The following is a 26193-nucleotide window of genomic DNA, read 5'->3' on the forward strand; positions in this document are numbered from 1 at the left end:
CGGTTTCTTTCTCCTATTGCGCTGGATGTCTGCCATGCTTGATCCCGTTACCCTGGCCGTACTGAAAGGGCGCCTGGAACAGATCGCCGACGAGATGGACGCGACGCTGTACCGCAGCGCCTTCAACCCCATCATCGCCGAGGCCCATGATGCCTGCCACGGCCTGTACGATGCGGCCACGGGCGCGACCCTGGTGCAGGGCAAGTCGGGCCTGCCGGTGTTCGTGGGCGCGATGTCGTTCGCCGTGCAGGCGGCCGCGCGCGCCGCCGCGGGGCGGGGCGGCATGGTCGAGGGCGACATCTGGCTGTTCAACGACCCGTACGACGGAGGCACGCACGCCAACGATTTCAAGCTGGTGCGGCCCGTCTTCCGGCACGGCAGCCTGTTCTGCTTTCTGGCGTCGGCCGCGCACTGGCATGACGTGGGCGGCGCCGTGCCGGGCAACTACAACCCTGCCGCCACCGAGTGCTGGCAGGAAGCGGTGCAGATACCGCCGGTGCGCATCGTGCGCGCAGGCGAGCTGGACGAGGACGTCCTGGCCATTCTCAAGGCCAATACCCGGCTGCCGGACAGTCTGTGGGGCGACCTGAACGGGCAACTGGCCGGCCTGGACCTGGGCGCACGGCGGCTGCAGGCCCTGCTGGACGAATACGGCGACGCCGCCGTCAAAGAGGCGCTCGACACACTGCGGCAGCGCGCCCAGCGCCTGATGCGCGATCACGTTCGCCGCTTGCCCGACGGCGAATACCGGTTCGAGGACACGCTGGACAACGACGGCGTGCGCGACGAGCCCCTGCGCATTGCGCTGACCCTTACCGTGCGCGGCGACCAGCTGGTGCTGGATTTTTCGCAGACGTCGCCCGCCTGCGCGGGCCCGGTGAATATTTCGCGCGCGACGGCCATTGCTGCCTGTTATGTGGCGTTGAAGCACGTGTTTCCCGACGTGCCCGCCAACGCCGGCGTGCTGGACGCGGTAGAGGTGGTGCTGCCTGATGGCCTGCTGATCTCGGCTGCGCGGCCGCGACCGGTGGGCGGCTATACCGAGACTATCCTGCGCATGATAGATGTGGTGTTCTGCGCCATGGCACAGGCGGCGCCGGAGCGCGCGCCGGCGCAGGCCTATGGCACCATCAATGCGCTGTCCATCGCCGGCTATCGCAGCGATGCGCCACGCCGCGGGCAGCGCTGGGTGATGTTCAGCTTCTTCGGCGGCGGGCACGGCGGCAGTAGCGACGGCGACGGCCTGAGCCATGGCAACGCGCCGATTTCCACGGCTACGATCCCGCCGCTGGAAATACTGGAAGCGGTCTATCCCATACGCTTTACCCAGTGGGCATTGCGGCCGGACTCGGCGGGCGACGGCACGTATCGGGGCGGGCTGGGCGCCGTCTACGAGATCGAACTGCTTGAAGACAGCGCCGAGGCATTCATTTTCGGCGAGCGCGGGCGCAGCGCGCCCAAGGGCATCGCGGGCGGGCAGGCGGCGGCGCCCAATGTGTTCCGCTATCAGCAGGACGACGGCTGGCATGCGCCGCCCATGGCTTCCAAGATGCTGGGCATCGCGCTCAAGCGGGGCCAGCGTGTGCGCCTGGAGACGCCCGGCGGAGGCGGCTATGGACCGCCGCAGGCGCGCAACGAGGCCGCGCGCGGGCATGACCTGGCCATGGGTTATGTGACGGACAAGAAGCAGGAGCAAGCCGTATGAGCACAGCGCAGCCGTCCGTGGTGGTGGGCGTGGACGTGGGCGGCACGTTTACGGATCTTTTCGTGCTGGACGAGCGGCGCGGCACGGCGGCGGTGGTCAAGGTGCCGTCCACGCGCGGCGACGAGTCACGAGGCTTCATGGATGGCGTCGCCCGCGCGACGGACGGGGCCGGCTCGATCGCCACCATTGTGCACGGCACCACGGTAGGCACCAACGCACTGCTGGAGCGCAAGGTGGCGCCCACGGGCATTATCACGACGGCGGGTTTTCGCGATGTGCTCGAAATGCGCCGGCGCGACCGCCCCCACACGTGGGGTCTGCGCGGCAACTACGTGCCCGTGGTGCCGCGCAACCTGCGCGTGGAGGTGGACGAACGGGTGCTTGCCGATGGCACCGTGCACACGCCGGTGGATGTGGAGCAGGTCGAGGCGGCCGCGCGCGAGCTGCTGGCGCGCGGCTGCGTGGCGGTTTGCGTGTTCTTCATCAACGCGTACGCCAACCCTGTCAACGAAGCGCGGGCGGTGCAGCGCGTGCGCGCCATGTGGCCCAACGGCTACGTTACCGCGGCCACCGAGGTGCTGCCGGAAATCCGCGAGTTCGAACGCTGTTCCACCGCCACGTTGAACGCGGCGTTGCAGCCCGTCGTGGGCGGCTATCTGCAGCGCCTGGAAGCCGATCTGCAGGCGCAGGGTTTTGCCGGCGAGCTGCTGATCGTGCAGAGCAATGGCGGCGTCATGTCGCGCCAGACCGCCTGCGATGTGCCGGTGCGCACGGCCCTGTCGGGCCCGGCGGCAGGGGTGATCGCGTGTGCGGCCATCGCGCGGGCCGCCGGGGTGCCCGACGTGGTCACTGGCGATATGGGCGGCACGTCGTTCGATGTGTCGCTGGTGTCGGGCGGCCAGGCGTCGCTGTCGGCGCAGACGTCCATAGAGTTCGGCATGGTCGTGCGCGCGCCCATGATCCAGATCGAAACCATAGGCGCCGGGGGCGGTTCCATTGCAAGCGTGGACGCGGGCGGGCTGCTGCAGGTGGGGCCCGAGTCGGCCGGCAGCAACCCCGGGCCGGCATGCTACGGGCGCGGCAATACGCGGCCCACCGTTACCGATGCCAACGTGCTGCTGGGCCGCATAGCCGCCGACCGCCCGCTGGGGGGCGGCCTGCTTGCGCAACTGGACATCGCGCAGGCCCGGGCGGCCATCGCACGGCACGTGGGCGAGCCGCTGGGCCTGGACCCTTGCGCCGCGGCCGAAGCGATCCTGACGGTGGCCAACGCCAAGATGGCCGGCGCAGTCCGGCTGGTGTCGATTGAGCGCGGCCATGACCCGCGCAAGTTTGCCTATATGCCCTTTGGCGGGGGCGGCGCACTGCATGTATGCGCCATGATGCGCGAAGTGGGGTGCACGCAAGGCATCATCCCGCGCTATCCGGGCGTGACCTCGGCGCTGGGCTGTGTCATGGCCGATATGCGCCACGACAGTGTGCAAACCTTGAACGTGGCCCTGGATGCGCTGGACGTCGATAGCCTGGACGCCCGCATCGACGCGATGGCGCAGGCCTGTCAGGCGCGGCTGGATTCTGCCGGCGTGGCGTTCGAAACGGTGCGCGAGGACATCGAGCTCGACATGCTGTACGCAGGGCAGAGCCACACGGTGTCGGTGGCATTGACGCGTTCGACGCTTGCGCGCGTAGCCATCGCGGCGGCCTTCGATGCGGCGTATCGCCGCGCGTATGGACGCGTCCTGCCGGGCATCGCGGTGCGCGTTCTGAACCTGCGCTATGCGCGCATCGGCGTGCGCCCCAAATTCGATCTTGCCGTCCTGGGCCCCACCGGGAAAACCATGCCGGCCCCACTGGGCACGCAGGCGGTCTATCACGGCGGCCGGTGGTGGGATGCCGTGCGCTATGGCCGGCTGGACCTGCCCGCAGGGGCCGCGGTTGCGGGGCCCGCCGTTTTCGAGCAGCCGGACACGACCATCTGGCTGGAGCCCGGTTTCACGGCCAGAGTGGATACGTTGGGCAATCTGCTGATCACCCCCGCCATGCAGGAGCAGCCATGCACATGACAGACCCACGGAAAACGGCGCTGGTCATCGTCGATCTGCAGAATGACTTTCTGTCGCCGGGCGGCGCTTACGACCGGGGCGGCGCAGCCACCGCCGAGGCCCGTGCCGTGCCCGCGCGCGTGGCGCCGGTTGCCCGGGCCCTGAAGGCGGCGGGCGGCTATGTGGCCGCCAGCCTGTTTACCCTGTGGCCCGATGCGCGCGGCGAACCCATGATCTCGCCGCATCTGAAGCAGCTGCGGCCGTTCCTGGGCAGGGGCGACTTCGTGGCAGGCAGCCCCGGCCACGCCTGCGTGGCCGAGCTTGATGGGCTGGTGGACGTGGCGGTATGCAAGGTCGCGTATTCGGCTTTCTTCAACACGCAGCTGGACTGGGTGCTGCGCCGTGCGGGCATCGACCATGTGGCGATATGCGGCATCGTCACCAATGGCGGCGTGGCCAGCACGGCGCGCGACGCGCACATGCGCGACTACCGGGTAACGATACTGGCCGACGGCTGCGCCGCGCCGCGCCCCGAACTGCATGACGCGGCGCTGGCCGATCTGCGCTCGGTGGCCGACATTGCCGGCTGTGACGATATGCTGGCGCGGCTGCGCGCGTGACGCGCCGCGCCGTTGCCGGATTCAGCCCTTAAGCCTGCGCCAGCGCCTGCTCCAGGTCTTCGAGCAGGTCATCGATGTGCTCGATGCCGAGCGACAGGCGCACCATGCCTTCGGTGACGCCCGCTTTGGCCAGTTCGTCGGCGTCGAGCTGCCGGTGCGTGGTGGACGCGGGGTGGGTGGCCAGAGACTTGGCGTCGCCGATGTTTACCAGGCGCGTGAACAGTTTCAGCGCATCCAGGAAGCGCGCCCCGGCCTCGCGGGCATTGTCACCCTTGATGCTGAACGACAGGATGCCTGACGCGCGGCCGCCGGACTGCTTCTGTACGATGGCGTGGTCCGGATGGTCTTTCAGCCCCGCGTAGCGCACCCATTCCACCTTGGGGTGCTTCTGCAGAACCTCAGCCACTTTTTGCGTGTTTTCGCAGATGCGGTCCATGCGCAGCGGCAGCGTTTCGATGCCCTGCAGGATCTGGAAGGCGTTCTGCGGCGAGATCGCCGCGCCCATGTTGCGCAGCGGCACAACGCGCGCGCGTCCGATATAGGCCGCGGGACCGAATGCTTCGGTATACACCACGCCGTGATAGCTCACGTCGGGCTCGTTCAGGCGCTTGAAGCGTTGCTTGTGTTCGGCCCACGGGAATTTCCCGCTGTCGACGATGGCGCCGCCCACGCTGGTGCCGTGGCCGCCCAGGTATTTGGTCAGCGAGTGCACCACGATGTCCGCCCCGAACTCGAAGGGCCGCAGCAGGTAGGGCGTGGGCACGGTGTTGTCCACGATCAGGGGCACGCCATGAGCATGCGCCACGTCGGCCAGGGCGCGGATGTCGGTGACGTTGCCCAGCGGGTTGCCGATGGATTCGATGAAAACGGCCTTGGTCTTTTCGTCGATCAGCTTGCCGAAGCTTGCCGGGTCGCGCGGGTCGGCGAAGCGGACTTCGATGCCTTGCTGCGGGAAGGTATGCGCGAACAGGTTATACGTGCCGCCATACAGAGTGCTGGCGCTGATGATGTTGTCGCCGGATTCGGCCAGCGTCTGGATGGCGGCCGTGACGGCGGCCATGCCCGAGGCCATCGCCAGCGCGCCGACGCCGCCTTCCAGCGCCGCGACGCGCTGTTCGAGCACGTCGGTAGTGGGGTTCATGATGCGCGTGTAGATATTGCCCGCGACTTTCAGGTCGAACAGGTCGGCGCCATGCTGGGCGCTGTCAAACGCGTAGGCGACAGTCTGATAGATGGGGACGGCCACCGATTTGGTGTTGGGGTCGGGCGTGTAGCCTGCATGTACTGCGAGCGTCTCGATTCTCATAGTTATCAAAAGCCGGGTTGATCCACAGGTTAAAAAAGCCGCTTGCCCGCGATGGCCGGCGCCGCGAGCTGGGCGCCGGTCCGCCCTGGCAGCGGAGTAGCGAAGCTTGGGATAGTACATGCCCCGCGCCGCACGCGTCCGCGAAGGCGGCCTGATCCGGCCAGGCGGTCGACGGCACGTGACGCTATGTTACGTACAAATTCTTTTGCCATCGGATATTTTCAACGAAAATAGCCCGCGCGCTTTTGCGCGTACCGTGCCGCCCGTATCGACTCCATTGCATGGGACGACATCGCCTTCAATTGCATCACCCCCATTACAGGCCGCCGCGCATCGCCCACCCGCAGCGTGCGGCCTTGCCACGCCGGAGGCGGTCGTGCTGCGGGTAGTGCTGGTCGACGACGAAGCTCCCGCGCGGCGCTATCTGCGCCGCATGCTCGAATCGCTTGAAGGGCCCCAGGTGGTCGGCGAAGCCGACTGCATGCACAGCGCCATCGAAATCGTCAACCGGCAGAAACCGGATGCGATCTTTCTCGACATTGAACTGACGCGCGGCACATCGTTCGACGTGCTGAGCGCGCTCGAATGCCAGCCCTGCATCGTGTTCGTGACGGCGTATGCGCTGTATGCCACGCGGGCTTTCGAAGTGGGCGCCGTCGACTACCTGTTGAAGCCTGTGGGCCCGGACAGGCTGCGCCAGGCGGTGCAGCGGCTGTATACGCGCCTGAACCGCCCGTGGGGCGATGCATCGTTCCTGACGGTGCGCAACCAGGGCCACAGCCAGCTTATCCGGACAGACACGCTGGCGGCGCTGGTGGCGCAGCGCGATTATGTGAAGCTGCATGCGCCGCAGGGCGAGACCTTCCTGATGTACACCACCCTCAAGGGCCTGTTGCCGCAACTGGGCACGCTGCCTTTCGTGCAGGTGTCGCGCTCTGTGGTGATCAATATGGAACAGGTGGGCCGAGTGGGATCCGAAGGCGGCCTGGCTGCCCAGGTCGAGTTCCTGAATGCTGCCTTGCCCGTGCAGCTGGGGCGCACGGCTTACGTGCGCTTGCGCGAAGCGCTCGATCAGCGCTCGCGCGCCGCGTGACGGCGGCGCGCGAGCGTGTGCGTTGAGTCAGCGGCCCGGGGTCGAGTGTTGCGAGGTATCCAGAACATCGTCTTCGGGCGCGATCACGCCCGGGTCGCCGGGTTCCGCAATGGCGCGCCCCTGGCGGGGGCGGCCGGCGACGTCGGGGGCGTTGTCGGGCATGGGCATCTCGCGCGTGCCCTGTCGCTTGTCCGCAGGCGATTCCGGACGCTGGTTGCCGGCGTGTTCGGCCGGCAGGGACTCTCGTGCGGTTTTGTTCATGATGGCCTCCATCAGTACGGGCGGCGCCTTGCGGCGTCGGGATAAGCCCATGGTAGGCGGGCCGCGGCGCGACAGGGTTGTCGGCTTGTGTCCTTTGCAAGGGGCTGTTGCAGTGTGGGGCCTCTTATAATCCCCGCATCGCCACTATCTGTTGCGCGCCGCCTTGACCGATCCTGTCGAACGCTCTGTTTCCGCCGAACTCGTCGCCGTGCTGGTGGCCGTCACCCAAGGCCAGCCGCGTGTGCTGACCACCGAAGACGCCAGCGCGCTGCCCGCCGGCCCCTTCGAACTGGAACACCGGTCGTTGCAGGCAGGGCTGCGAGCCTGGGTCGAGACCCAGACGCATCATCCCCTGGGCTATATCGAACAACTCTACACATTCGCCGACCGCGACCGCTCCAATGACGACGGGCGGCGCGTGATTTCGGTCAGCTATCTGGGATTGACCCGCGAAACGGGCGAGACGGGCGTCGCGCAGGTGGGCTGGCAGGACTGGTACCGCTATTTCCCGTGGGAAGACCGTCGCGACGGGCCTCCGGCGGTGATCGGCGAATTGATCGGCCCCAGCCTGATGGCATGGGCACGCGCGGCCGGCGACCGGGCCACCCAGGCGTACCGCCGCCAGCGGGCTGCGCTGACATTCGGGCTGGATGGGGCCGCCTGGAATGAAGACATGGTGCTGCAGCGCTACGAACTGCTGTTCGAGGCCGGCCTGGTGCCCGAAGCAACCCGTCGCGCGGCAGGCGACGTACGCGCTGCCGGGGGAGCAATGGCGCCGGGGCAGGCCATGCGCCATGATCACCGCCGCATTCTTGCCACGGGCATGGCGCGCCTGCGGGCCAAGATCAAATACCGGCCGGTGGTGTTCGAGCTGATGCCGCCCGCCTTCACCTTGTTGCAATTGCAGACGGCCGTCGAAGCGCTGGCGGGCCGTGGCCTGCATAAGCAGAATTTCCGGCGCCTGATCGAACAGCAGGCGCTGGTGGAAGACACCGGCGATATCGCTACCGGCGCCGCCGGCCGGCCCGCCAAACTGTTCCGCTTCCGGCGCGACGTACTGCTCGAGCGCGCCATCGCCGGCAGCAAACTGCCCCTGGCCCGCCAGCCGGAATAAGCCACCTTCGGCTTTCCACGCCCGCTCGTGGCGCGGAATCTGCCACCGGTCCGCTACCCCGCCCGGCAGATTCGCGACACCGTGTTGCTGGCTCGCCCCGGCACATTCGCGACACCGCGTTGCTGGCTCGCCCGGCACATTCGCGACACCAGCCTTGCTGGCCCGCGCTGTATGTACTCTGGTGTCTGACTCCCGCAGGGTGTCTGACACCAGACACACAGCATCGACCCCTTGACATGAATTATGCTCAGCAATAGCATAATTGTTCCGGCACGCGCCGGTTTTTCTTCACTCAACAAATACTCTTAGTGAGCATATCCATGGCCGCTGCCACGACCGTCGAATCCGCATTGCCCGTCGCGCCTTTGCCCACCGTGATGATCGAGCCGCTGGTGCGCGCGGCGTTGCAAGAAGACCTGGGGCGGGCGGGCGACCTGACCACGGACGCCATCGTGCCGGCCGACACGCAGACGCGTGCGCGCCTGGTCGCACGCCAGGACGGCGTTCTAGCAGGCTTGGACCTGGCACGCCTGGCGTTCCGGCTGATGGACCCCGCTATCGAAGTGCGCGCCGCACTGGCCGACGGCGCGCGCTTGCGGCCCGGCGCCGAGATCGCCGTCATCGAAGGCCCGGCCCGCGCCATGCTGACGGCCGAGCGCACCGCGCTGAACTTCCTGTGCCACTTGAGCGGGGTGGCCACGGCCACCGCAGCCATTGCCGATGCAATCCGGCCGCACGGCGCCAAGGTTACCTGCACCCGCAAGACGCTGCCCGGCCTGCGGGCGGTGCAGAAATACGCGGTAAGGGTGGGCGGCGGCAGCAATCATCGCCACGGGCTGGACGATGCAGTGCTGATCAAAGACAACCACGTAGCGGTGGCCGGTGGCGTGCGCCAGGCCGTGCAGCGTGCGCGCGCTGCCATCGGGCATCTGGTGAAGATAGAGCTGGAAGTCGATACCCTGGAACAGCTGGACGAGGCGCTCGAGCTTGGGGTCGACGTGGTGCTGCTCGACAATATGGACCTGCCGACATTGCGCGAGGCGGTGCGCCGCGCCAAGGGGCGGGCCGTGACGGAAGCGTCAGGCGGCATCACGCCGGACACGGCGCCCGCCGTGGCGGCCACCGGCGTCGACCTGATGGCGATAGGGTGGCTCACGCACAGCGCGCGGGCGCTGGATATCGGGCTCGACAGTTGATGGGCGCGGCGGCGCTTCGGTGCGCGCCTGCCCGCCCGCAAGCGCCGCAGTCCATCGGAGCCGGCCGTCAGGCCGTTGCCGTTTTTACCTGCGCCTCGAGTTGCGCTTTCAGATCGGGCGGCAGTTTCAACTGGCGGGCCAGCTCGTCCAGATAGGCGCGCTCCATGAAGCTTTCTTCGTCCACCACCAGCAGGCTGGCCAGGTACATTTCGGCCGCCATTTCGGGGGTTTGCGCACCGGCGGCCACCGCTGCCGGGTCGAGCGGGCGGCCGAGCTCGGTTTCCAGCCACTGTTTGTCGGCGGCATCCCCCGACAGCTTGCCCAGTTCGGTTTCCAGCAGCTGGCGTTCTTCAGGGCCGATATGCCCGTCGGATTTTGCCGCGCCGATCATGGCCGACAGAATCGCCAGGCTATGTTGCTCGGCCTGGGCGGGGGGCAGCCGGTCAAGCGTCTGGGGCGGCTGGGCGTCAGGCTGAGCCTGCTTGCGCTGCCAATCGCCATAGGCGCGGTACGCCAGAGCGCCCAGCGCCGCCATGCCGCCGTACATGGCGACCTTGCCGCCGATTTTGCGGGCCTTCTTGCTTCCCATCAGCAGGCTCAACGCGCCTGCCCCCAGCGCGCCCCCACCCAGGCCGGCCAGAAACGACGGGGCGTGTGCCGAAGCACTGGCCGACTGCGCGCGCGCGGTGGCGTCGCGAGCCAGGCTCTGGCCGGATTGCAGAAGTTGATCGAGTAACTGGCGGGCGCTCATGCGGGCTCCTTCATCATGCGAATGTGGTCAGGTCAGACCGGCAACCGGTGCCAGAGTTCAGTTGCACATGTATACATGCGTTTGCCTGGCGCGACGCGCCTCGGTTGGCAGATACGCCCGGCCGGCTCGCCCACGATGGGGCGGGGAAGTGCTACAAAGACTGGGGCGGCCGCCCGGCCGCTTTGCCGGAGACACTGATGACGATACGCATACGCCAGAACGCCCCCCGCAGCCTGCAGTTCACGGCCACGGCCGAGGGGCATGCGCTGCCCCTGGACATGCCGCAGCCGCAAGGGGCGGGCCCCGATCCGCACGACTATTTCGATACGGCGCTGGGCGGGTGCAAGGCCATGACGGTGATGCTGTATGCCCAGCGCAAGGAAATCCCGCTGGAATCGGTGGACGTCGACGTCGTGCGCGACGCCGGGGAAGAACGCAAGGGCATATACCGGCTGACAGCCAAGCTTACGCTGCACGGCCCGCTGAGCGACGCGCACATCAACGAACTGTTCGCCGTGGCAGAAAAATGCCCGGTGCACAAATTGATGACCGCGGTAGACGTGCAAGTATCCACCCTGGTGGTGCGCCCAGCCTGAGTCCGAGCCGCCGAAGCCGGCCTACCGGTGTCTGACTCCCGAAGGGTGTCAGACACCCCCACGGCCAGCGCAACAACCCGAGTCCCAGCCGCCGAAGCCGGCATATCGCACCTACCGGTGTCTGACTCCCGAAGGGTGTCAGACACCATCAGGCATTCAGCCTTCCATGCCCGCCGTCACGGTGGAAAACCCTGCGTCGACATGGGTGATTTCGCCCGTGACGCCGGCCGCCAGATCGGACAGCAAGAACGCCGCCACGTTGCCGACTTCTTCGATTGTGACGTTGCGGCGCAGCGGCGCGTGGCTTTCGACGAACTTCAGAATGGCCGAGAAGTCCTTGATGCCGCTGGCGGCCAGCGTCTTGATGGGGCCGGCCGAAATGCCATTGGCGCGGATGCCTTGCGGGCCGAGCGCCGAGGCCAGGTAGCGCACGCTGGCCTCCAGCGACGCCTTGGCCAGGCCCATGGTGTTGTAGTTGGGAACGACGCGCTCGGCGCCCAGGTAGGTCAGCGTCAGCACGGACGCCTGGCGGCCTTGCATCAGGGGCAGCGCCGCCTTGGCCATTGCCGGGAAACTGTACGCCGAAATGTCGTGCGCGATGCGGAAGCTCTCGCGCGACAGGCCGTCCAGGAAGTTGCCGGCAATGGCTTCACGCGGCGCGAAACCGATGGAATGCACCAGGCCGTCTAGCCCATCCCAGCGCTTGCCCAGTTCGGCGAAGGCGGCTTCGATCTGGCTGTCTTCGGCGACGTCACAGGGCAGCACGATGTCGCTGCCGAATTCGGCGGCGAATTCGCCTACACGGTCTTTGAAACGATCGCCCACATAGGTGAAGGCCAGTTCGGCGCCCTGCTGGTGGCAGGCCTGCGCGATGCCGTAGGCAATGGATCGGTTGGAAAGCACCCCGGTAACCAGGATGCGCTTGCCGGCGAGAAAACCCATGTGTGTTGTCCTTAGAATCCGTGCGGAAGGCCGCTATTTTAGAGCGTATCGGCGCAAGGCAGGCCTGGGCCCGCCCCGGTTCGCATCAGCCCCGCGCGTCGGTGCCGGGGATACGCAGTTGCGAGCCTATTTTCAGGTTGGTGCCCTTCAGGTTGTTCAGCGCGCGCAGCGTGTCGACGGTCGTGCCGTAGCGGCGGGCCAGCGCGAACAGCGTGTCGCCGGCCCGGACTTTGTGGGCCCGCACGTTGGGGCGGCTGCTGCGGCGGGCAGAGGGCGAGGTGCGCGCCGGCGCCGGCTCCAGCGCGCCGGCAGGCGTGGACAACGACGCAAGTTGCACCCCGGCCGGCTGCCCGCTGCTGGGCACCAGCAACGTGCCGCCGCTGGCCGTCTTGCGGCGGGCAGGCACGCCGTTGGCCCGGCGCAGCTCGGCTTCGGAAATGCCGTGGCGCTTGGCGATGGCTGCATACGACTCGCCGCGGCGCGGCTGGTATACCTTCCAGGAACTCAGGTCGCCCTTGTAGGCCAGCAGGTTGGCGTTGAAGGTCGCCACGCGGTCGGTGGGCAGCAGCAACGTCGGCTGGTGTTCGCCGCGGATGACCGGGCGGTTGTAGGATGGGTTCAGCGCCTTGAATTCTTCAAGCGGCATCTCGGCCAGGCGCGCCGCAACCTCGACGTCGATGTCGCGGTTCTTGCGCACCATGGCGAAATACGGGGAATTTTCAACGGGGGGCAGCGCAACGGCGTACTTGCGGGGGTTGGCGATGATGTTCTTGATGGCCTGCAGCTTGGGAACGTAGTTGCGCGTTTCTTCGGGCATGTCCAGCGACAGGTAGTCCGATGGACGGCCGGCCGCCTCGTTTTTTGCCATGGCCCGCTGCACCGAACCTTCGCCCCAGTTGTACGAGGCCAGGGCCAGGTACCAGTCGCCCTGCATTTCGAACAGTTTTTCCAGATAGTCCAGCGCCGCGTAGGTCGATGCGATGGGGTCGCGGCGTTCGTCGCGCCACCAGTCTTGTTTCAGGTTGAAGTACTGGCCCGTGGTGGGCACGAACTGCCACAGGCCCGAAGCTTGCGAGCGGGACAGCGCCGTGGGGTTGTAAGCGCTTTCCACGAACGGCAGCAGGGCCAGTTCGGTGGGCAGGCCGCGGCGGTTGACTTCGTCAACAATGAAATAAAGGTACTTGCCCGCGCGTTCGGCCATGCGTTGCACGGATTCGGGGTGCGCCGCGTAGTAGTCGGTCCATTCCTGTGCAAGCTGGGTGTTCAGGTTGGGGATGGCGAAACCGCGGCGGATGCGATCCCAGGCGTCGGCGGGCGGGCTCGTGAGGTCGACAGTGCGGGATGTGTCCTGGGCCACATAGGGCCCTTGATTGGCAGCGTCGACCGCCTGTACCGGTTGGCGAGCGGTGCCGGCGCAGCCGGCGAGCAAGGCAAGAACAATAGGTAGCAGTAGTCGTAACAGGGTCATCAGGGGGCGGTCACTTGAAATTGTTCTTCCAGAGGCGCAGGGCGGCGAATACGGCCACGGGGGTGTCGAGCACACCTTCGGCCTGCTGCGATGCTGCCCTGGCAACCTCGGCTTGCTGGGTACGCATGAACGGATTCGTGTCCAGCTCCAGCCGCAGCGTGGACGGCAGGGTGGGACGGCCTTCATCACGTAATTGCCGGGCCTGCCGATACCACTGTTGCAGCTTGCGGTTGGCGGGTTCCACCGCCATGGCCCAGCGCAAGTTGGCTAGAGTGTACTCGTGTGCGCAGCATACCTGTGTATCGGCCGGTAATGCAGCGAATTTTTGCAGAGATGCGTGCATTTGTTCAGGAGACCCTTCGAACAGCCGGCCGCAGCCCCCCGCAAACAGCGTGTCGCCGCAGAACAGCACGGGCTCCTGCCCGGCTGCCCGGCCATGGTAGGCGATGTGGCCGGCCGTATGGCCGGGCACATCCAGCACCGATAGATCCAGGTCAAGCTCCGGCAGGGCCACCCGGTCGCCCTCGGACAGGCGCACGTCGCAGTGCGGCAGGTTCTCGCGGGCCGGCCCGTATACGGTTGCAGGCGCATGCCGCAGCAGTTCCAGCACGCCTCCGACATGGTCGCCGTGATGATGGGTGAGTAGAATGGCGCGCAACTGCAGGCCACTTTGGGCCAGCATGTCCAGCACCGGGCCGGCTTCGCCGGGGTCGACCACTGCCGCCTGGCCGTCGCGCACAATGGCCCAGATATAGTTGTCGGAAAACGCCGGCAGCGGCATGACAGAGCCGCGGGGCGGGGGCATGGCTGGCTTCATTTCAGGAACTCACTTTGACCGAACAGACTCCGCCGATTGTAGAACTGGCCGAATGGTTCCAGACCCCGCCGGGCGAATACGTGCTGGCCTGGGAACGCGCGCAGTTCGACGCCATCGTGGCGGATGTGTTCGGATACTACGCCTGGCAGTCCGGGCTGGCGGATATCAATCTGCTGCAGGCCAACCGCATGCCCTTCAAGGGCTGGGTGGGCACCGAGATGCCCGCGCCCGAACAGGCCGCGCAATGGCAAGGCTGCGTGCTGGCCCGCCCCGACGCGCTGCCCTTCGAATCGCAGAGTGTCGACCTGCTGCTGCTGCCCCATGCGTTCGAATGCACCGACGCGCCGCACGATGTGCTGCGCGAGGCCGAGCGGGTGCTGGTGCCCGAAGGCCGGCTCGTGATCTCGGGTTTCAATCCATGGAGCCTGTGGGGAGCGCGCAACCGCATGCCGGGCATGGAGCCGTGGCTGCCGCACGCGCCGTCCGCTCAGGTATCCTTGCCGCGCCTGAAAGACTGGCTGAAGCTGTTGTCGTTCGATGTCGGGCCCGGCCGCTTCGGCTGCTACAGCCCGGCGTGCCGGACCGATAAATGGCTGCGACGCTGGAATTTCATGGAAGCCTACGGCCGGCGCTGGTGGGCCGTGGGCGGGGCGGTTTATGTCGTGTCTGCCGTCAAGCGCGTGGCCGGCATGCGGCTGATCGGGCCCGCCTGGAAGAAATCGCGGCGCAAGCGCGCCCGTGCGGCATCCGTGGCGGTCAACCGCCAGGCGGGGCCGGGCAAAACCTGAGGCATATGGGCGCTCGCGCGCCTTTCATGCCTGCTACACATTCATACGATGCAAACTGACAGCAATAACGACGGCCCGCAGGTCGAGATGTGGACAGACGGGGCCTGCAAGGGCAACCCCGGGCCGGGAGGCTGGGGCGTGCTGATGCGCGCCGGGGCCCACGAAAAAACCCTGCATGGCGGCGAGCCCAACACCACCAACAACCGCATGGAACTCCTGGCGGTAATCGAAGGCCTGCGCACGCTCAAGCGGCCGTGCAAGGTGCTGATACATACCGACTCGCAATACGTCATGAAGGGCATGACCGAATGGCTGGCCAACTGGAAGCGGCGCGGCTGGCTTACGGCAGACAAAAAACCGGTAAAGAACGCCGAGCTGTGGCAGGCGCTGGACGAGCAGGTCGGGCGCCACCAGGTCGCCTGGCGCTGGGTGCGGGGCCACGCTGGCGACCCGGGCAACGAGCGCGCGGACGCGCTGGCCAACCAGGGCGTGCTGACCGTGGCGCGGGGCCGGCGCTGACGCATACTGGGGATTACCCCAATCGCAAGGCATCCTGCGTACCGGTAGTCCCGTAGTTGTGCCAGTATGTAAGAGCTGGTGCTACAGTGCCAGGCTCGCTTCTCACTGACGCGCCCGGACCGCACCGTGCCGGGCGGCTCCGATGCATTCCCGAATCGCATGAAAAAAGTAGTTCTGCTGACCGCGGCCGCGGCCGGGCTCGCCGCGGGCGCTGTCCTGGGATATCTGGCGCCCCGCTGGCTCGATGCCCCGGCCGACATCGCCGCGCCGGCGGCGCCCGCCGCCGCGTCGGCGCCGACGGCCATTCGCGTGGAAGTCGCACCCGTCCAGCAATTGACCTTCCCCCGGGGGATATCCGCGGTTGGCAGCCTGCGCTCGGATGAGTCGGTAATGCTGCGTCCGGAGGTGGCGGGCCGTATCGAGCATATAGATTTCCAGGAAGGCCAGCCGGTAGGGCAAGGCCAGGTGCTCGTGCGCCTGGACGATTCGGTGCCCCGCGCCGAACTCGACCAGGCCCGCGCCAACCTGGCGCTGGCGCAAAGCCATTATCGGCGCGCGGTCGATCTGCAGGGGCGCGGCTTTGTCAGCCAGCAGGCGCGCGACGAGGCGGCCAGCAACCTCAAGGTGCAGCAGGCGGCCGCCGCGCTGGCCCAGGCGCGCCTGGACAAAATGACCATACGCGCCCCGTTTGCCGGCATCGTGGGGTTGCGCAACATGTCGGTCGGCGACTACGTCGACCAGGGGCAAGACCTGGCACCGCTCGAAGCCATCGACCCGTTGAAAGTCGACTTCCGCATTCCGGAAATGTATTTCGGCAAGGTGCGCGTCGGCCAGGACATGACGGTGCGGCTGGATGCGCTGCCGGGCGAAGAGCGCGAAGGCCGCGTCTATGCGGTCAGCCCGTTGGTCGATGCCGGGGGGCGCTCGATCCTGATACGCGCCACGGTGCCCAATCCGGATTCGCGGCTGCGCCCCGGCATGTTTGCGCGCGTGCAGCTGCGGTTTGGCGCCGACCAGGTGCTGGCCGTGCCCGAGGCGGCGCTGGCGCCGTCCGGGCAGAACCAGTACGTGTTCAGTGTGCGCGACGGCAGGGCGCACCGCGCCGAGGTCACCCTGGGCGAACGCCGCGACGGCAAGGTCGAGATCCTGACCGGCGTTGCGGCCGGCGAACAGGTCGTGGTGGCCGGGTTCCAGCGCTTGACCGACGGCGCGCCCGTTGAGATCGTCAAGCCCGCCGCCGCGGGCGCCCCCGGGACGCCGCGCTCATGATCCTGTCCGAAGTCTGCATCAAGCGGCCGGTGTTCGCATCGGTGCTGTCGCTGATCATCGTGCTGATCGGCCTGATTTCGTATACGCGCCTGACCGTGCGCGAGTACCCGAACATCGACGAGCCGATTGTCTCGGTCAACACCACCTACAAGGGCGCGTCGCCAGAAGTGATCGAATCGCAGGTCACCAAGCCGCTCGAAGACCAGCTTGCGGGTATCGAGGGCGTCAATGTCATGACCTCGCGCAGCCGCACCGAACGCAGCCAGATCAATATCAAGTTCGACCTGTCGCGCGACCCGGACGCCGCCGCGGCCGAAGTGCGCGACAAGGTCTCGCGGGCCCGCCGCTACCTGCCCGACGAAATCGACGAACCCATCATCGGCAAGGTCGAGGCCGATTCGCTGCCCATCATCTACATCGCCGTCGAATCCGGGTCGCTTTCGGCGATCCAGACATCCGACTACATCAATCGCTACATCAAGACGCGGCTTTCCGTGCTGCCCGGCGCGGCCGAGGTGCGCGTGTATGGCGAGCGGCTGCCTTCCATGCGCATCTACGTCGATCGCGACAAGCTGGCGGCCTATAACCTTACCGTCCAGGATGTCGAGACTGCGCTGGCCAGCCAGAACGTAGAGATTCCGGCAGGCCGCATCGAATCGCGCGACCGGGAATTCTCGGTGGTTTCGTCCACCGACCTGCAGACGCCGCCGCAGTTCGCGGCCATTGTGGTGGCCAACGTCAAGGGTTACCCGGTCAGGCTGAGCGACGTGGCCAGGGTGGAGATCGGCGCGGCCGAAGACCGCATCCTGTCGCGCTTCAATGGCAGGCCCGCCATCAACATCGGCCTGACGCGGCAGTCCACCGCCAACCCGCTGGATCTGTCCAAGGCGGTGCGCGAAGAAATCGCCCAGCTCAACGAAACCCTGCCGCCCGGCATGAAACTGAACATCGCCTACGATTCGTCGGTGTTCATCGAGCAATCGATCCAGTCGGTGTTCCAGACCATAGGCGAGGCCATCGTCCTGGTCGTGCTGGTGATCTTCTTCTTCTTGCGCAACCTGCGCGCCAGCATCATTCCCATCGTCACGATCCCCGTGTCGCTGATCGGCGCGTGCGGGCTGATGTACCTGTTCGGCTTCTCGGTCAACACGCTGACACTGCTGGCCATGGTGCTGGCCATTGGCCTGGTGGTCGACGATGCCATTGTGGTGCTCGAGAACATCTTCCGCCATATCGAAGAGGGCATGTCACCCAGGCAGGCGGCTTTCCGCGGCTCCAAAGAAATCGGTTTTGCCGTGGTGGCCATGACGCTGACACTGGTAACCGTGTACGCGCCGCTGGCGTTCGCCACCGGGCGAACGGGGCGGCTGTTCATCGAGTTTGCGCTGACGCTGGCCGGGGCGGTGCTGGTATCGGGCTTCGTGGCCCTGACGCTCACCCCCATGATGTGCTCGGTATTGTTGCGCCACGAACCCCGCCACAATCGCTGGTACAACATGGTGGAGGGCTGGCTCGAAAGCCTGGCGCTGGGCTATCGCCGATCGCTGGCGCTGGCGTTGCGGCATCGGGCCGTCGTGGTGGGCGTGGGACTGGCCGTGGCGGCCGCCAGCGGCGTGCTGTTTTCCGTGGTCAAGAGCGAACTCGCGCCGGTCGAAGACCGTGGCGTGATATTCGGCCTGGTCTCGGCGCCCGAAGGCGCCACGCTGAACTACACGCTGGACAGCATGCTCGAACTCGAGCAGTTCTATGACCAGATTCCCGAAGGCGCGGCCCACCAGGTGTCGGTAGGGTTTCCCACCGTCAGTGACGGCACGGCCATTCTGCGCCTGAAGCCCTGGGACCAGCGCGACCGCAAGCAGCAAGACATCGCGCTCGAGCTGCAGCCCAAGTTCGCCGGGTTGCCGGGCGTCAGGGCGTTTCCCACCAATCCGCCATCGCTTGGCCAGTCGGCCCGTTCCAAGCCGGTGGAATTCGTGATCATGAGCCAGGCGTCATACGCCGAACTGGCCAAGCTCGTCGACGTTTTTACGGCCGAGCTGCGCAAGTATCCCGGCCTGGTCAACCTGGACACCGACCTGCGCCTGAACACGCCCGAACTGCGGGTACAGGTCGACCGAGACAAAATGGCCGACGTCGGCGCCGGGGTGGACGTGGTCGGCCGCACCCTGGAATCGATGCTGGGCGGCCGGCAGGTCACCCGCTACAAAGACCAGGGCGAACAATACGACGTGATCGTGCAGGTGCTGCCGCGCGACCGTGCCAATCCCACCGACATCTCGGGCATTTACGTGCGCACCCGCGAGGGCGGCATGGTGCAGCTGGACAACCTGCTGTCCGTGCACGAAAGCGTGTCGCCGCAGTCGCTCAACCACTTCAACCGGCTGCGCGCGGTCAAGGTCGAAGCCGCGGTCGCGCCGGGCTACGCCCTGGGCGAAGTGCTGGAACACATGCACGACGTGGCGCGACGCGTGCTGCCGCATACCGTCGTCACCGATCTGGACGGGCAGTCGCGCGAATTCCGCGATTCTTCGGGCAGCATCTACCTGGTATTCGCCATGGCGCTGGCCTTCATCTATCTGGTGATGGCGGCGCAGTTCGAAAGCTGGCGCAATCCGTTCATCATCATGCTGTCGGTGCCCCTGTCCATGACGGGCGCGCTGCTCGCGCTGTGGGCCAGCGGCGGAACGCTGTCCATCTATAGCCAGATCGGCCTGATCACGCTGGTGGGCCTGATCACCAAGCACGGCATCCTGATCGTGGAATTCGCCAACCAGTTGCGCGACGAGGGCCGCGAGCTGGTGGACGCCGTCACCGAAGCCAGCGTCCTGCGCTTGCGCCCCATACTGATGACCACGGGCGCCATGGTGCTGGGCACGCTGCCCCTGGCGGTTTCGCAAGGCGCCGGCGCGGAGTCGCGCCAGCAGATAGGGTGGGTGCTGGTCGGCGGGCTGATGCTGGGTACACTACTGACTTTGTACGTCGTGCCCGTGGCCTACTCGTTGGTGGCCGCAGCGCGCCGCAAGTCCGGCCAGGCAGGCCCGGCCGCTCATCCTCACAGCCACGGTACGCCCCCCGTAACCAAGTAGCCACAATGCGTCAGATCATTTTCGATACCGAAACCACCGGCCTGGATCCCGCCCAGGGGCACCGCATCATCGAGATCGGTTGCGTCGAGATCATCAACCGCACCGTTACCGGCAACACCCTGCACCTTTACCTGAACCCGGACCGCGACAGCGATCCGGAAGCCCTGGCGGTGCACGGCCTGACCACCGAATTCCTCGCCGACAAGCCCCGTTTCGCCGAGGTGGCCGACCAGTTCCTGGACTTCATCCGGGGCGCCGAGCTCATCGCGCACAACGCCTCGTTCGACGTGAAGTTCTTCAATGCCGAGCTGGCCAGCATCGGGCGCGGCGAGCTTGCCGCACATTGCGGCCAGATCACCGATTCGCTGCTGCACGCCCGCAGCCTGTACCCCGGCAAGCGCAATTCGCTCGACGCCCTGTGCGACCGTTACGGCATCTCCAACGCGCACCGCACCCTGCACGGCGCCTTGCTCGACTCACAATTGCTGGCCGAAGTCTGGCTGGCGATGACGCGCGGCCAGGATGCGCTGCTCATCGACGTGGACGACACCGCCCAGACGGGCGGCGCGGGGCTGGCCCTTGGCGCTTTCGACGGATCGGTGCTTCCCGTGGTGTACGCCACCGACGCAGAGCTGGCCGAGCACGACGAATACCTGTCCGCCCTGGACAAGGCCGCCGGCGGCACCAGCGTATGGCGCGCGCTGACCGAACCGCAGGCCGAAGCCGCATAAAGCGCCTTGCGAACGAAGCAGGGCCGCGTGTTTGCACGGCCTTTAAAGGCTGTGCTAGAATTTCGCCTCTTTGGGTGGTTAGCTCAGTGGTAGAGCACTGCCTTCACACGGCAGGGGTCACAAGTTCGAACCTTGTACCACCCACCAGGATATCCAAAGAAATCAAGGGCTTAGCCGGATCGGCTAGGCCCTTTTTCTTTGCGTACTCAAAAAGTACTCAAAAAGCAGAGTGTGGAATAAGCCAGTACCTAAAACGATTGTTGCTAGGATGAATCTATTTATGCTTGACTGATTCCAACTGTGACAATATGGTGCTTCCACTGGGTTTCATGAAGCCCACGTCGTGGGCTGGCCCAGATGGAGACAAACCATGGCAATTCCCCTCGGAAGCACCGCTAAGACGGGCGAAACGTGCCCTGAAAGCGGAGTATGGCAACCTGTTGGATACAACACCACGGCGCCCATAGCAAAAGGCAACCGGATGCCGCCGTATGACGGCAAAGCTGTAACTTGGAAGCTTATAAAGTACGCCTAACCCGTATCGCATTACCGGCGGGCGGCCGGCCCGCCGGCAAATCGAGAAATAGCATGGAAAAAGAACCCATCAGGTTTATCGGTGGCCCCAATGACGGCCAGTCTGTCACCCCGAAAGAGCCCATTGTGCCCGGGATGGTGATGCTAGGACCGGCGAATCACGGCTACACCCTGAAGCAATTCGAAGTTCCCAACCCCAAGACTGGCGAGTCAGAGAAGATTGCCTGTTATGTCTCGGATGCCCTGGCGCCGGGAGAGGCGGAAAGGCTGGTCGAGAAGATCCTGCCCTTCCGGACCTGACGATCACGTTACCCGCAGCCGCGCCCCGTCGCCCACGGCCTCGTTAATGGCCTCGATCAAGCCGCGCACAGATTTCTGGTCGTAGCGGTCGCCCTGTAGGCTGATGTTGACCACCGGGGACTCGGCCTTCGAGCCAGATCCGCCCGATTTGCTTGGGCCGCTGGCGATCGCATCGCTCGGCTTTGAGTAGGCTCCCCCAGCAACACCGCCGCCGCCGCCGAATTGCGTGTTCTTGATCGACGCGATCTGAGCGGCTGTAGCAGCCGCAGCCGTGGCAGCGAAAGCTGCGCCTAGTACGGGCCCGCCGATTTCAGCGCCAGCCTCATATGAGTGCGTAATAGCAGCCCGTGCGGACAGCAACGCCTGGGCGATAGCGGCCACCTTCCCGATCTGGAACATCTTTTTGTTCCCGCTGTCCATGAGGGAGGCCAAGTTGCCGAGCATCCCGTCCATGACCGCAACCCGCTTCGAACGCTCTTGCTCGGCCAGCTTCTGCCGCTCTTTGGATGCCTTCTCGTCAATGGCGGTCAGGTTGTCCTGCGCCATTTGCGCCAGGTCGGCCTCCATCTGCTGGTATTCCTGATCGCTGATCAGCTTCTTTTCCCGCGCCTCAGCGAGCAGTTCCTGGCGCTCATAGAACGCTTCCAGCTCCAGCTCGGTCTCGCTCTTGAACAGGTCGCGCAGGGCATCCAGGCGGTTTTGCAGGCCGTCGTTGTTGTCCCCCTTGCCCTTGCCCTTGTCCTTGCCTTTCTCCAGTGGGGCGCCAGCGCCTTCTCCACCTTGCCCGTAACCCGACAGCAGGTCGGCCATAACCTTGCCGGTATCTTCGGCACGTTGGCGCACTCCTGCAAAGAACTCGTCCACCTGGGACAACGCCGACGGAGCGTCGACCAGATCCTGCAGATTGAGTTTGGAGTCGAGCAGCATGGCCTCGGCCATCTTGATCGATTCGCTCATCCCCTTAAGAAAATCTGAGTCAGCCGCTCGCGGCAGCGCAGGAATATCGATGCCTGGGATATTGTTGGCTGCGGAGATTGCCTTGTTTAATGCGTCAACCGCAAAGTCGCCGAGCGCCGCAATCGCGGCGGTAGCGGCTTCCATAGCCTTGGCAATACCGAGAGCCACCGTGCGGCCAACGATCTCCACGCCGGCTAGGGCGATTTTGAGGGCGTGGTAGCCGTCCATTAGCGCCGCTACGGCTTTTGCGGCGAGCTCCATGCCAGATACTACCGCCTCGCCGAATTTCTTCGCGTTGACGCCGCTTTGTGTGAATCTGTGGGACAGCTCCAGGATAAGGGGCGCCACCTGGACGGCAATCTGGTTCTTGATCGCCTCCATGGTCTTGTTCATCTTGGCGAAGGCCGCGTCAGCCGCAACCAGCTGGCCCACCTCGATCTCCGAAAGAACGATGCCCAGCTGCTGAGCTTCCGCGGACATGTCCTTGATAGCCTGGCCGTTGTCGCGCAGCAGCGGGATAAGGGCCGTGGCGTCGGACGCCATGGCCTCCATGTAGAAGGTCAGCTCCTGCTGGGAGGCGCCAGCCTTGACCAGCGAGTCGTAGTAAAGCTGGAGCGCCTGCGGGCCGGACAGATTTCGGAAGGCGTTGGCGGTCAGGTTCACCCTAGGGGCGATCTGCTCGAAGAAGTCCTTCATCGGGCCGCCACCAGTCGAGTTGAACTCGCCCACTCGCTCGTTAACGTCCTTCAATATGTCCGACAGCTTGCCCTGCTCGACGCCGAAGTTACGCGCCGCATAGGCCAGCCCCTGGAATTCTTCCATTCCGGTATTGGCTAGCCGGGACAGGTTGGCCAGCTCGCGGGCGTTCTTGGCCGCACTGGAGGTGAAAGTCACGAGGGCGGCAGCAGCGCCCGCCACAGCAGCGCCCACAGCCGCCATGCTGGCGGTGGCGGCCGTTGCCACCGTACCGAAGTTGTTTAAGGCGCCCTTCGCCCGTGAAAGTCCTTGATCGAGGCCGCTGGTGTCGGCCCCTATGCGGACATATACGCCGCCAATCTGGCTACCTGCTGCGCCTGTTGCCATTATTCATCATCCCTTCAAGTCGTTCTACATCGGCCCGCGTGAGGGTTCCGGCGTAGTCGGTCTTGGGGTCTTTGGGCCGCTCAAGCTCGTATATGCGCCACCACTCAGCTGGCGTCATGCCCCAAAACTCGCTCGGGGCAATCTTCCAGCCGCGTACCGCGATGTCGTAAAAGGCGCCCCAATCTACGCTTTGCGTCGGCGCGTAGTCTTGGGGCTCGCCACGTTTCCCGCGTTAGGCCGGGCCGGGAAGGCTGCCACCACAACCGCCTGGGCCATGTTGGAAATCGCGCCGGGGTCGCCGTGGATCATTTCGGCGTACACATCTTCGCCCGTCACCTTAACGCCTGCCGTTTGCAGCATTACGGCAACCGCCGTGGCCACGTGAGACAGGCGGACGTCGCCCTCCGCCAGCTGGGCAGCCAGCGTGGCCAGGGACACCTTGCCCTCGATACGGTTAATCAGTTCCATCGTGGGCTTGATGCGATGCTCTTCGCCCTTCCAGCCAACCGTGATTTCCTGAAAAATTGCCGTCATGATCAATTCCTATTCCGCAGAAAAACTTTTTTTCTGCACGTTTATGAAAAGAAAGCCCCCCGCGCGGTTTCCGGCCCCCCGTTGGTCAACTTTCGACCCGCCCCTCCTGTCTGCTCGCGAAGGATGGCGGCCACCGGGTCTAGGCCGATCGTGTGACAGGTCACACGTCTTGGTCCCCGCGCCGCCTCTGGGGGTTTTGCTGAGTCGTGGCACTCGCCCAGTAATCCACGGCCGCCCTCTCGGAGAACCGAACCCGGCGGCGGGGGTGAACATCAGTTGCTCGTCACGCCAAGATCGAGTTCGTAGATCGCGCCGGTATCCAGAACCTCCAGGCCCGCACGCAGCTCGCCAAGGATGGCCACCAGGTTGCGGGTGAAGTAGTCCTTGTGGCTGTTGCTCAGCATCACGCTCGGAGTCTGACGATCCAGTACCGTCGTGAAGCTGGTGTCGACCGTCAGCGCCGTACCCTGAGCAATGCTGGGCGTGGTCACAATGGGCGTGTTCCACAGCGCCGGGGGCAGCGGCATAGTCGGCGACCCAAAGAGGTATTCCTCCTCGGTGGCCGTCTTGGTGATCTGCAGGCGGAACCAGTCCAACGGGTTCATGATGACCAGGTTCGGTTGATAGCCGGAATCGAGCTGGGTAACCAACGACTCGCCGATGCGATCCGCGGGGGTGGCGCCGATCACCGGAGTGAAGGCGGTGGCCAGGGCGAGAAAGCCCTTGATCTTGCCTTGTGCACCAGTGCCGTTGATCAGTTGATGCTCCAGTCGGCTCAGCAACTTGTTGCGGATCATCCCGTCGATCGCCGACCGGAGGGCAGCGTGATCGCCCAATACCTGGCTCGAGGCAGTCGTGTGCGCCGCGATGGTCGCAATCTCAGCGCGGACCAGCGTACCGTCGACGTCGATCTCGGCCTTTTCGTCGCCTTCCAGATCCTGCTCGCTGGCGTCACCCGTAGCAGTCAGTTGGACATACTCGGATGCGTCCGCGGTCACAGGGCGGCTGGGCAACACGTCGAGCAAGCGCAAGGGGCGCTGTACCGGCGTGACAAATCCCCGGCGCTCCGGCTGGCTGGGAACGGAGCTATCAGAGCTGGTCCCGGCGCCGTCATTCGTCAGTGCCGCACGGATCGGCGCATCCAACTTCATCCGGCAGGTGCCAACGTTCCAGTCCTTCAGGCTGGCGTAGGCCGAATTGCCATCTATCTCGTCCAGCACACGGGATCCGATGCTTTGGACAGACAAGCCACCCGCGGCGCTAAATCCTGCGCCGCCGCCCTTCACCACGAGCTGCTCCACAGCTTGCACTCGGGCATTGACCTCGTCTATTTGCTCTTTCGTTTTGTTGGAGTAGGCCTTCAGGTCAACGCCAACCTGCTTTAGGTCTGCTTGGACCTGGCGATACTCGCGTGCGATGGGGCTATCTTCTTGGGGCATATTCAACCTCGTTAACTGTGCACGCTGGGAGCGCGTGTTATGAGGTCAGAATACCGGCCGAGGCGATCAAATCAGATGCGGAGGCTGGCGGCTGGTGCTTCCCAATGCCGCCAGCGTTAACCCAATGTTGCCTCAATGAAGCTGGGGTTGTTTTGCGTCCACAGACACCAACGTTTGGCGGTCGGCGGGTTCTCCTAATTCGAGAGCCACGGTGCTATTGCCACCGACACGCAGGCTGAAAGACACGGTAAGCACCGCGCCGCTGCTGAAAGCTTTCGCGATCCGCTGCCTGTCGTTCGGCGGCAGGGCATCCAACAGCTCATCAACGGCGCCCGATGCGGTGGTAGCGAAGTTCTTTACTTTCTGCATTTGCATCCATCCTCCAGTATTTGAAAGTTCGAAGGTAGGCGGTCACCTTGCGCCGCAACGGTAGGCGCCCGCATATGGTTCCGTGCGGAACCTCTTTTGCCGCTCGCCTGGCTATCGACCGAGAGGCCCCTTTGTCGAATTGAATATGGTCGACAAACTCTCGGCGGTACTCCCGCACCAGGATCTCTTGAAATCTCATATCAACATTTCCTCCCTTGCTGCCTCTATCCACTCGGCCAAATCGCTAATCCGATAGCTATAGCTGGTTCCAGAGAAGGGCCGCCGATAGTTGGCGGGACCAGCCCCCGTATAGCGCAGGTTCCTCAAGCTACCGCGCTCGTATCCGATGAGTGCTGCGGCCACGTGCTCATTGACGCGACCGTCCTCCGAAATATCCGCGCCCATACGCTTGGCCGCTTCAGTAAGCACCTGCTCCGTTCGGGCGATGCGCTGTTCACGAGACATAGCAGTCCCTCCGGTGACTGAATGTTGATGATGTTGGTTCAGCATGGCGCCACTCCCGTGGCAGCACGGTTAGCGCACGTTTCGTACGCACTCAGTGAGTACTCAGTGAGTGTCACGGCTATGTCACGCAGTGTCACGCCGTCCGCTTGCGATGCCGACGCAATGCGAACGCAATGCGAATGCATGCGAACGCGGCCAGAAACCCACC

Annotated in this window: 24 protein-coding genes, 1 tRNA gene and 1 pseudogene; 14 read left to right on the forward strand and 12 right to left on the reverse strand. The window is 65.3% G+C overall.

The window, feature by feature from the left end:
• Positions 1-34: 34 nt before the first annotated feature.
• From CAL19_RS01910 to CAL19_RS01920, 3 genes are read left to right on the forward strand one after another with little or no spacing between them, the layout of a single operon-like run.
• Complete coding sequence (locus CAL19_RS01910; RefSeq protein ID WP_094795922.1) at positions 35-1705, forward strand: hydantoinase B/oxoprolinase family protein; 1671 nt, start codon at positions 35-37, stop codon at positions 1703-1705.
• Entirely contained in the window at positions 1702-3768 is a 2067-nt protein-coding gene (locus CAL19_RS01915) for a hydantoinase/oxoprolinase family protein (protein ID WP_094795858.1), read from the forward strand. Before CAL19_RS01910 ends, CAL19_RS01915 begins: the two co-directional genes overlap by 4 nt.
• Positions 3759-4367, forward strand: coding sequence for a cysteine hydrolase family protein (locus tag CAL19_RS01920; RefSeq protein ID WP_094795859.1), 609 nt, complete (start codon positions 3759-3761; stop codon positions 4365-4367). Before CAL19_RS01915 ends, CAL19_RS01920 begins: the two co-directional genes overlap by 10 nt.
• A 28-nt stretch (positions 4368-4395) precedes the next feature.
• On the opposite strand, the gene CAL19_RS01925 is transcribed toward CAL19_RS01920, so the two are convergent.
• Complete coding sequence (locus tag CAL19_RS01925; RefSeq protein ID WP_026639319.1) at positions 4396-5673, reverse strand: O-acetylhomoserine aminocarboxypropyltransferase/cysteine synthase family protein; 1278 nt, start codon at positions 5671-5673, stop codon at positions 4396-4398.
• Between the two features lie 376 nt (positions 5674-6049).
• Between CAL19_RS01925 and CAL19_RS01930 the strand changes: the two genes are divergently transcribed.
• Positions 6050-6766, forward strand: coding sequence for a LytR/AlgR family response regulator transcription factor (locus tag CAL19_RS01930; RefSeq protein ID WP_170941488.1), 717 nt, complete (start codon positions 6050-6052; stop codon positions 6764-6766).
• 27 nt (positions 6767-6793) lie between these two features.
• Here CAL19_RS01930 and CAL19_RS01935 read toward each other — a convergent pair whose 3' ends face one another.
• Positions 6794-7027 carry a hypothetical protein gene (locus tag CAL19_RS01935; protein WP_094795923.1) on the reverse strand — a complete coding sequence of 78 codons (234 nt, stop codon included), beginning with the start codon at positions 7025-7027 and terminating at the stop codon, positions 6794-6796.
• Positions 7028-7190: 163 nt separating this feature from the next.
• Between CAL19_RS01935 and CAL19_RS01940 the strand changes: the two genes are divergently transcribed.
• Positions 7191-8141, forward strand: a complete 951-nt coding sequence (locus CAL19_RS01940) for an NUDIX hydrolase (RefSeq protein WP_051423722.1) — start codon at positions 7191-7193, stop codon at positions 8139-8141.
• 320 nt (positions 8142-8461) lie between these two features.
• On the forward strand, positions 8462-9337 hold the full coding sequence (nadC, locus tag CAL19_RS01945; protein WP_094795861.1) for a carboxylating nicotinate-nucleotide diphosphorylase: 876 nt from the start codon (positions 8462-8464) through the stop codon (positions 9335-9337).
• A 67-nt stretch (positions 9338-9404) separates the two neighbouring features.
• Here the strand turns inward: nadC and CAL19_RS01950 are convergent, their stop codons facing one another.
• Positions 9405-10088: a tellurite resistance TerB family protein gene (locus CAL19_RS01950; RefSeq protein ID WP_094795862.1), complete on the reverse strand. Its 684-nt coding sequence runs from the start codon at positions 10086-10088 to the stop codon at positions 9405-9407.
• A 197-nt stretch (positions 10089-10285) separates the two neighbouring features.
• Here CAL19_RS01950 and CAL19_RS01955 point away from each other — a divergent pair, with 197 nt between their 5' ends.
• On the forward strand, positions 10286-10684 hold the full coding sequence (locus CAL19_RS01955) for an OsmC family protein (RefSeq protein WP_094795863.1): 399 nt from the start codon (positions 10286-10288) through the stop codon (positions 10682-10684).
• Between the two features lie 156 nt (positions 10685-10840).
• On the opposite strand, the gene fabI is transcribed toward CAL19_RS01955, so the two are convergent.
• The 3 genes from fabI to gloB all read right to left on the reverse strand — a co-directional run bounded on the left by fabI (position 10841) and on the right by gloB (position 13899).
• Positions 10841-11626 (reverse strand): enoyl-ACP reductase FabI, encoded by a 786-nt coding sequence (gene fabI, locus CAL19_RS01960; RefSeq protein WP_026639312.1) that lies wholly within the window; start codon positions 11624-11626, stop codon positions 10841-10843.
• An 85-nt stretch (positions 11627-11711) separates the two neighbouring features.
• Positions 11712-13094: a transglycosylase SLT domain-containing protein gene (locus CAL19_RS01965; protein WP_026639311.1), complete on the reverse strand. Its 1383-nt coding sequence runs from the start codon at positions 13092-13094 to the stop codon at positions 11712-11714.
• Positions 13095-13104: 10 nt separating this feature from the next.
• Positions 13105-13899, reverse strand: a complete 795-nt coding sequence (gloB, locus tag CAL19_RS01970) for a hydroxyacylglutathione hydrolase (protein ID WP_432759127.1) — start codon at positions 13897-13899, stop codon at positions 13105-13107.
• Positions 13900-13925: 26 nt separating this feature from the next.
• Here gloB and CAL19_RS01975 point away from each other — a divergent pair, with 26 nt between their 5' ends.
• The 7 genes from CAL19_RS01975 to CAL19_RS02005 all read left to right on the forward strand — a co-directional run bounded on the left by CAL19_RS01975 (position 13926) and on the right by CAL19_RS02005 (position 21138).
• Positions 13926-14699, forward strand: coding sequence for a methyltransferase domain-containing protein (locus CAL19_RS01975; protein ID WP_026639309.1), 774 nt, complete (start codon positions 13926-13928; stop codon positions 14697-14699).
• A 48-nt stretch (positions 14700-14747) separates the two neighbouring features.
• Positions 14748-15218: a ribonuclease HI gene (gene rnhA / locus CAL19_RS01980; RefSeq protein ID WP_026639308.1), complete on the forward strand. Its 471-nt coding sequence runs from the start codon at positions 14748-14750 to the stop codon at positions 15216-15218.
• Positions 15219-15377: 159 nt separating this feature from the next.
• Positions 15378-16487 (forward strand): efflux RND transporter periplasmic adaptor subunit, encoded by a 1110-nt coding sequence (locus CAL19_RS01985; protein WP_094795865.1) that lies wholly within the window; start codon positions 15378-15380, stop codon positions 16485-16487.
• Complete coding sequence (locus CAL19_RS01990; RefSeq protein ID WP_026639306.1) at positions 16484-19573, forward strand: efflux RND transporter permease subunit; 3090 nt, start codon at positions 16484-16486, stop codon at positions 19571-19573. Before CAL19_RS01985 ends, CAL19_RS01990 begins: the two co-directional genes overlap by 4 nt.
• Positions 19574-19578: 5 nt before the next feature.
• Positions 19579-20304 (forward strand): DNA polymerase III subunit epsilon, encoded by a 726-nt coding sequence (gene dnaQ, locus CAL19_RS01995; protein ID WP_094795866.1) that lies wholly within the window; start codon positions 19579-19581, stop codon positions 20302-20304.
• 72 nt (positions 20305-20376) lie between these two features.
• A tRNA-Val gene (locus tag CAL19_RS02000) sits at positions 20377-20451 on the forward strand.
• 441 nt (positions 20452-20892) lie between these two features.
• Positions 20893-21138, forward strand: coding sequence for a hypothetical protein (locus tag CAL19_RS02005; RefSeq protein WP_094795867.1), 246 nt, complete (start codon positions 20893-20895; stop codon positions 21136-21138).
• Positions 21139-21141: 3 nt separating this feature from the next.
• Here the strand turns inward: CAL19_RS02005 and CAL19_RS02010 are convergent, their stop codons facing one another.
• From CAL19_RS02010 to CAL19_RS02035, 6 genes and pseudogenes are all read right to left on the reverse strand, one after another.
• Complete coding sequence (locus tag CAL19_RS02010) at positions 21142-23178, reverse strand: hypothetical protein (RefSeq protein WP_141214343.1); 2037 nt, start codon at positions 23176-23178, stop codon at positions 21142-21144.
• A pseudogene (locus CAL19_RS19925) lies at positions 23156-23350 on the reverse strand (phage tail assembly chaperone); the annotation flags it as partial. The pseudogene CAL19_RS19925 and the gene CAL19_RS02010, both read right to left, overlap by 23 nt.
• Positions 23351-23361: 11 nt before the next feature.
• Positions 23362-23712: a GTA-gp10 family protein gene (locus CAL19_RS02020; RefSeq protein WP_094795870.1), complete on the reverse strand. Its 351-nt coding sequence runs from the start codon at positions 23710-23712 to the stop codon at positions 23362-23364.
• Positions 23713-23984: 272 nt separating this feature from the next.
• Positions 23985-25151 carry a phage major capsid protein gene (locus CAL19_RS02025; protein ID WP_094795871.1) on the reverse strand — a complete coding sequence of 389 codons (1167 nt, stop codon included), beginning with the start codon at positions 25149-25151 and terminating at the stop codon, positions 23985-23987.
• Between the two features lie 132 nt (positions 25152-25283).
• Complete coding sequence (locus tag CAL19_RS02030; protein ID WP_141214344.1) at positions 25284-25520, reverse strand: hypothetical protein; 237 nt, start codon at positions 25518-25520, stop codon at positions 25284-25286.
• A gap of 195 nt (positions 25521-25715) precedes the next feature.
• The gene (locus CAL19_RS02035) at positions 25716-26030 is read right to left on the reverse strand and encodes a hypothetical protein (RefSeq protein WP_141214345.1); all 315 of its coding nucleotides are present in this window, start codon (positions 26028-26030) and stop codon (positions 25716-25718) included.
• Positions 26031-26193: the final 163 nt, after the last annotated feature.

Origin of the sequence: Bordetella genomosp. 7, assembly GCF_002261265.1 — a bacterium.
In the GTDB taxonomy this organism is placed as follows: domain Bacteria; phylum Pseudomonadota; class Gammaproteobacteria; order Burkholderiales; family Burkholderiaceae_B; genus Bordetella_A.